General features: G+C 60.7%; 4 protein-coding genes. 3 read left to right on the top strand and 1 reads right to left on the bottom strand.

Annotated features, from left to right (window positions below; all coding sequences use genetic code 11):
* Positions 1-187: 187 nt before the first annotated feature.
* Positions 188-631 (top strand): hypothetical protein, encoded by a 444-nt coding sequence (locus QMK17_RS25940; protein ID WP_283512160.1) that lies wholly within the window; start codon positions 188-190, stop codon positions 629-631.
* A 28-nt stretch (positions 632-659) separates the two neighbouring features.
* The gene (locus QMK17_RS25935) at positions 660-1,895 is read left to right on the top strand and encodes a beta-ketoacyl-ACP synthase III (RefSeq protein ID WP_283512159.1); all 1,236 of its coding nucleotides are present in this window, start codon (positions 660-662) and stop codon (positions 1,893-1,895) included.
* A 585-nt stretch (positions 1,896-2,480) separates the two neighbouring features.
* Here the strand turns inward: QMK17_RS25935 and QMK17_RS25930 are convergent.
* Positions 2,481-3,464, bottom strand: a complete 984-nt coding sequence (locus tag QMK17_RS25930; protein ID WP_283512158.1) for a hypothetical protein — start codon at positions 3,462-3,464, stop codon at positions 2,481-2,483.
* A 246-nt stretch (positions 3,465-3,710) separates the two neighbouring features.
* Between QMK17_RS25930 and QMK17_RS25925 the strand changes: the two genes are divergently transcribed.
* A partial coding sequence (locus QMK17_RS25925; protein ID WP_283512157.1) for a HEPN-associated N-terminal domain-containing protein occupies positions 3,711-4,722 on the top strand: 1,012 nt, incomplete at its 3' end.

Raw genomic sequence — 4,722 nt, 5'->3', positions numbered from 1 at the left:
ACGGCAGAAGCGGAAACAGTCGTATTCTCGGACACAGGGCTCCCCGGTGGGTCGTGACGAGTTGGCGTGAGAACCCTCATCATCGGCCTCCGGGAGCCCGCCTCACCGCAACGACACGACCCCACCGACCGGGTTTACCGCGCCCTCACCTGCACTCCATTTCCGGAAGAGCCGGATATATGGGTCAATGCGCACAGTGGTCGGGATCAACCCCAATGACTCCATCCATCTCGGGGACAGCAAATCCGTGGAGAAGACACCCGAAATCGTGGTCTTCGAACAAGTCATGGCCCAATTGGGTGTGGCCGTCAAACGGCACGTGAAACGCACCTACACCGGGTTCATTCACCTACGCAACGAACTGGCACTGGCTGCAGACGGCCATCGACCGGTCAACGAACGCTTCCGATCGATGGCCGACATCTCCCTCCGCGACGTCGCTGACGAACTCGGCATCCCACGGTGGGAGGTCGGCGGACCGCTCGAGGAACGACTGGCCACCATTTCCGACATTCTGACCCTGAGTCCGGTGATGGGGCTCCGCGAAGCGATCGAACGAGCTCAGGAGGAGTACGACGCAATCGACATGCGCACCGAGAGCGACCGCGCATCGGTCATCGTCACCCGCTGAGTTCACCGCCAAACAACTGGAGTCTGCGATGCCGAACGCTTCGATCATCACAGGGCTGGGGGCAACCGTCCCGGACACCGTGATCACTAACGACATGCTTGCAGAACGTATAGACACCTCGGACGAATGGATACGATCGCGAACGGGCATCGAGCAACGCCGCCACGTAGACGTCGGAACCTCGACCGGGGACCTCGCAGCCATAGCGGGCCGACGTGCACTGCGGTCGGCAGACCGAGCCTCGGTAGGAGCGGTGGTGCTCGCAACTACCACCCCTGACTATCCATGTCCGGCTACGGCACCATGGGTTGCATCCGAACTCGGACTCGACGGTGCCATAGCCTTCGACATCGGCGCTGTGTGTTCCGGCTTTGTCTACGCCACCGCTGTCGCCTCTGGACTTCTCGCCTCCAACCTCACCGACTCGGTCCTGGTCATCGGAGCCGAAGCCTTCACCACAATCATCAACCCCGACGATCGGAATACAGCTCCGATATTCGGCGACGGCGCCGGCGCGATTGTCCTCGAGCGCGGAAGCCGGGAATCTCCCGGTGCTCTACTCGAGTTCGACCTCGGTAGCGATGGAAATCTGCATGACTTGATCATCGTTCGCGAGGGTGGGTCCGAACACCGAACCTCCGGAGCCGATCTCACCGCGACGGGTTCGTTCATGACGATGCAAGGTAAGACAGTCTTCGCCAACGCGGTCAAACACATGACGCAATCGTCGCAGCGCGTACTTTCCCGCACCCTGTGGACGGCTGCCGAGATCGACTGGCTCGTAGCACATCAGGCCAACACTCGAATCCTTGACGCAGTCAGTGACCAACTCGGAATCGACAGCTCCAAAGCGCTGGTCAGCCTGAACAAATATGGCAACACCGCCGGGGCCTCGATACCTCTCGCGCTGGCTGATGCCGCAACTCAAGGGCATCTCAGCATGGGCGACCGGGTTCTATTGACCGCTTTCGGAGGGGGAGCGACATGGGGGTCGCTCACTCTCCGCTGGCCCGAAGTCGAGGCCGTGACGAATGACCTACAACACAGAAAAGGATCAACCATGTCAAAGGCTCTCTCTCCCTTAGAAATAATCGCGCTGCGCGCAGAAGTCTCGACGCCTGGCTCAACACGACGACTTGGCCGGGCCTGGCCGGGGAGGAAAACAAGATCCGCGACCTCGATTGGACTCTCGGCGCTGTCCTCGCCGACGGTGTCGACGCTGTGGGGACGACGAGAGCCGCACGGTCGAACCGTGCCCGTCTGACTGTGGCGGCTACGGCACGAGTGGCATCGAAGCGGCTGGCGTTTCCCGGTCCAGCACCGAAGGACGAGCCAGTGGGCGACCTACTACTCGATGCGACGCCGGACGCAGATCGAGTGGGCGGGAGATGACGACCCGACGAGGTGGCCGACGCGGTTGCGCTTGCAGGCCACTCGCTGAACGAGCTCCGCCACCGCCACATCCGAGTGCTCGGAACCGGGTGTGGGTTTGTCGACGTTGTGTGGCTGTAGGCGTTGTGCGCCTCTGCGGTGGATGGCAGCAGCGGACCACCCTCGTTAAGTGCGGGTTTGCATGTGAGGCACGATGCGGGGTGACCTCCGGCGTTCATTCGGTGGCTCGCAGTGGCGACAGGTCTTCCCCTGCGACCCGCGGTTCACACCCCGGCACGGGGAGGTTCCCCGCGATCCCCGTCGAGGGTTTCGACGACAGGTTGCTGAAGACGCAGTCCCTCGGCCCACCAGCTGTGCTTAGCGGCAGAGTGGCCCGGACATCATCGCCGCTCGACAGCGGCTGATTGTCGGCTTCGATTGGTGTAGCACACCAGAATTCCAGACTTACTCGCTTCCCTTACTCAGTGCGAGTCGCCGTAACGATCGCCTCTGGGACATCTGCGAGGTCGTACAGCACAACGGTGTTGTAGCGCTTCGCGATCCCAAGGTCGTTGAGATGCTTCGCCCACTGTTTCTCGGTCACAACGACGTCACAGTAAGGCACTGCAACGGATAGCGCGAGAATGTCGTTGAGATCATTCTTGACCCACGGCTGCTGTGGATTACGCAGGCGGACTCGCCGAAGTTCGCTCTCAACCCACCGGCTGGGCAGATTCTCCATCAAATGGAGGATCGCCTGCCGCGATCGAAGTAAGTCCTCGATGTCGAAGCCGAGCTGCGCGCACTCAATGATGAGCGGCCCCATGATGTTCGAGATTTCGTTTCCTGCAACGACATCGGCAAGCTTGTGGCGTACTTTGAGTTCGTCGATCTGCTGTCCGAGGGTGGTCTGACCATCTGCGAACCGTTGCGCAGAGTCATGAATCTTGTTGACAGTTTCGAACATCTGACGGGCTGCTGCGTCTGCTTCCGGGGGAGCCGCAAGGACGAACAACTCGGCTTCATACCGGACAAGCTCCCCCAGTCGGGCGAACTCCGTTGGAGACATCTGGTGGGAAAGCGTCGGATCAGGTTCGGGCAACTTCATGTCGGTGTGGAAGGCATGCCCGAAGCCGACGCCGAAGACCTCGATCTGCGAAGTCACGGGTTGTCCGGTGAGGTAGGCCCGTATCTCGGCAGGAACGATCACGTGGCTTGGTGCGATCGAGTGAAATTTAGAGAGATCCGCGATGGTTCGTCCGAGATCGCGGCGACTTGTGGGGTTCGGACGGCGCTGCGTTTCGTAGTAGTGCGCAGTGGAGATAACAAAAGAGATATCCCCCTGTTCTACGAGTCGGGTCGACAGGTCGTAAGCGTCCTGGAAGCGCCCGCCCTCGCGGTGCCCGGTACGGTACTTCGACATGTCGACCCACTCGGCTTGATCGAGATAAATTCGCAGCATCGTGGGGTTCCTTCCGGCGGGTACGTCCATGCCGCGTATCGCTTCTTCATGGAGGATAGTCGTGACATGGGTTTCACGAAGAGCTACCTAGAGGACGTTGAGTCACGCGGCTGGAACGACTCGACCGAGATCGTCTGCGTTCAATGTCTGAATGATCAAGCTCTAGTTCAGGTAGTCGTGGAGAACACAGACCCTTCGTCGGGGCCCTGTTCGTTCTGTCGGGTGTCGAACGCTCAGCGTGCGCCATTGGATTGTGTAATCGAGCGGGTAGTCGAGGGGCTCCTGGCCGAGTACGACGACCCGGTCAACGAAGCAAGCTACAGCACCCGCGATTGTGGGTATCAGACAGACACAGTCGACACCCGAGACCTCTTGGACGAGAACGAGGTGAGCAGTAGTCCGGCCGTGTTGGACGCCATCGACCGCGCTGTTCGCAACGGACTCTGGTGCCAGCGGAACTTGGCAGCCCCACCACCCGGTATGGGTCTGGCCTGGAGCTGGGAGCAGTTCCGTGAGGAGGTTCGCCTCAGGCGACGGTTCACATTCCTGCAACCCGATCCGGTCGCCGAGACCGAGGTTGGCATGTTCAAGGTGCACGAGGTTCCTGCAGCGATTATCGATGCGGTGCATTCGGCCCGGTTGGTGATCGACCTTCCTGCGGACCGTAGCTGGTTCCGAGCTCGTTACGACAAGGGCGGCGCAAAGTTCAGCTCGGCGACCGACATCGGTTCCCCGCCCGTTCGGTTCTCCCGGAGTAACCGAATGACGCCAGCGGGTATCGGAGCGTTCTACGGGGCGTCGAGCCACGATGGCGCGGTTGAAGAGGTAAGTAAGTACGTCACCAGCGGGATGCTCAGCATCGGAAAATTCTCGGCGGTGGAGCGCCTACGAGTCGTGGACCTGCGTACGCCGCCGATGGTACCGTCGTTGTTCGACACAGCCCAGCGTCAGCTGAGGCTCGCGACGATCTTTCTGCAGGGCTTCGTAGAGTCCATCAGCGAACCCACTCTCCCTGACGGCTCGACCGATGAATTGTCTTACATCCCGACGCAGATTGGCGTGTCCCCGGTGAACGGGGCCTTTTGTTTTAGAGTCTTGTTGCCCGTGAACTGGGCGGATAGGACGACGGAGAACATGGCTGGACGAAAGCGCAACTCTGCTGAAGACATCGTGCGCAAATTGCGCCGTGCCGATGAGCTCACCGCTGCAGGCAAGACGCAGGAGGAGATTGCCGCGGACCTCGAGGTGTCGGCGGCAA

Origin of the sequence: Rhodococcus sp. G-MC3 (genome assembly GCF_030063335.1) — a bacterium.
In the GTDB taxonomy this organism is placed as follows: domain Bacteria; phylum Actinomycetota; class Actinomycetes; order Mycobacteriales; family Mycobacteriaceae; genus Rhodococcoides.
Note: the sequence above shows the minus strand (reverse complement) of the source record. Positions and strands in the feature narration are given on the sequence as shown.

What these genes read in the sequence shown, in the direction of transcription:
- QMK17_RS25940 (WP_283512160.1), top strand. Translation starts at nt 188, where the DNA reads ATGCGCACAGTGGTCGGGATCAACCCCAATGACTCCATCCATCTCGGG.
- QMK17_RS25935 (WP_283512159.1), top strand. Translation starts at nt 660, where the DNA reads ATGCCGAACGCTTCGATCATCACAGGGCTGGGGGCAACCGTCCCGGAC.
- QMK17_RS25930 (WP_283512158.1), bottom strand. Translation starts at nt 3,464, where the DNA reads ATGCTGCGAATTTATCTCGATCAAGCCGAGTGGGTCGACATGTCGAAG.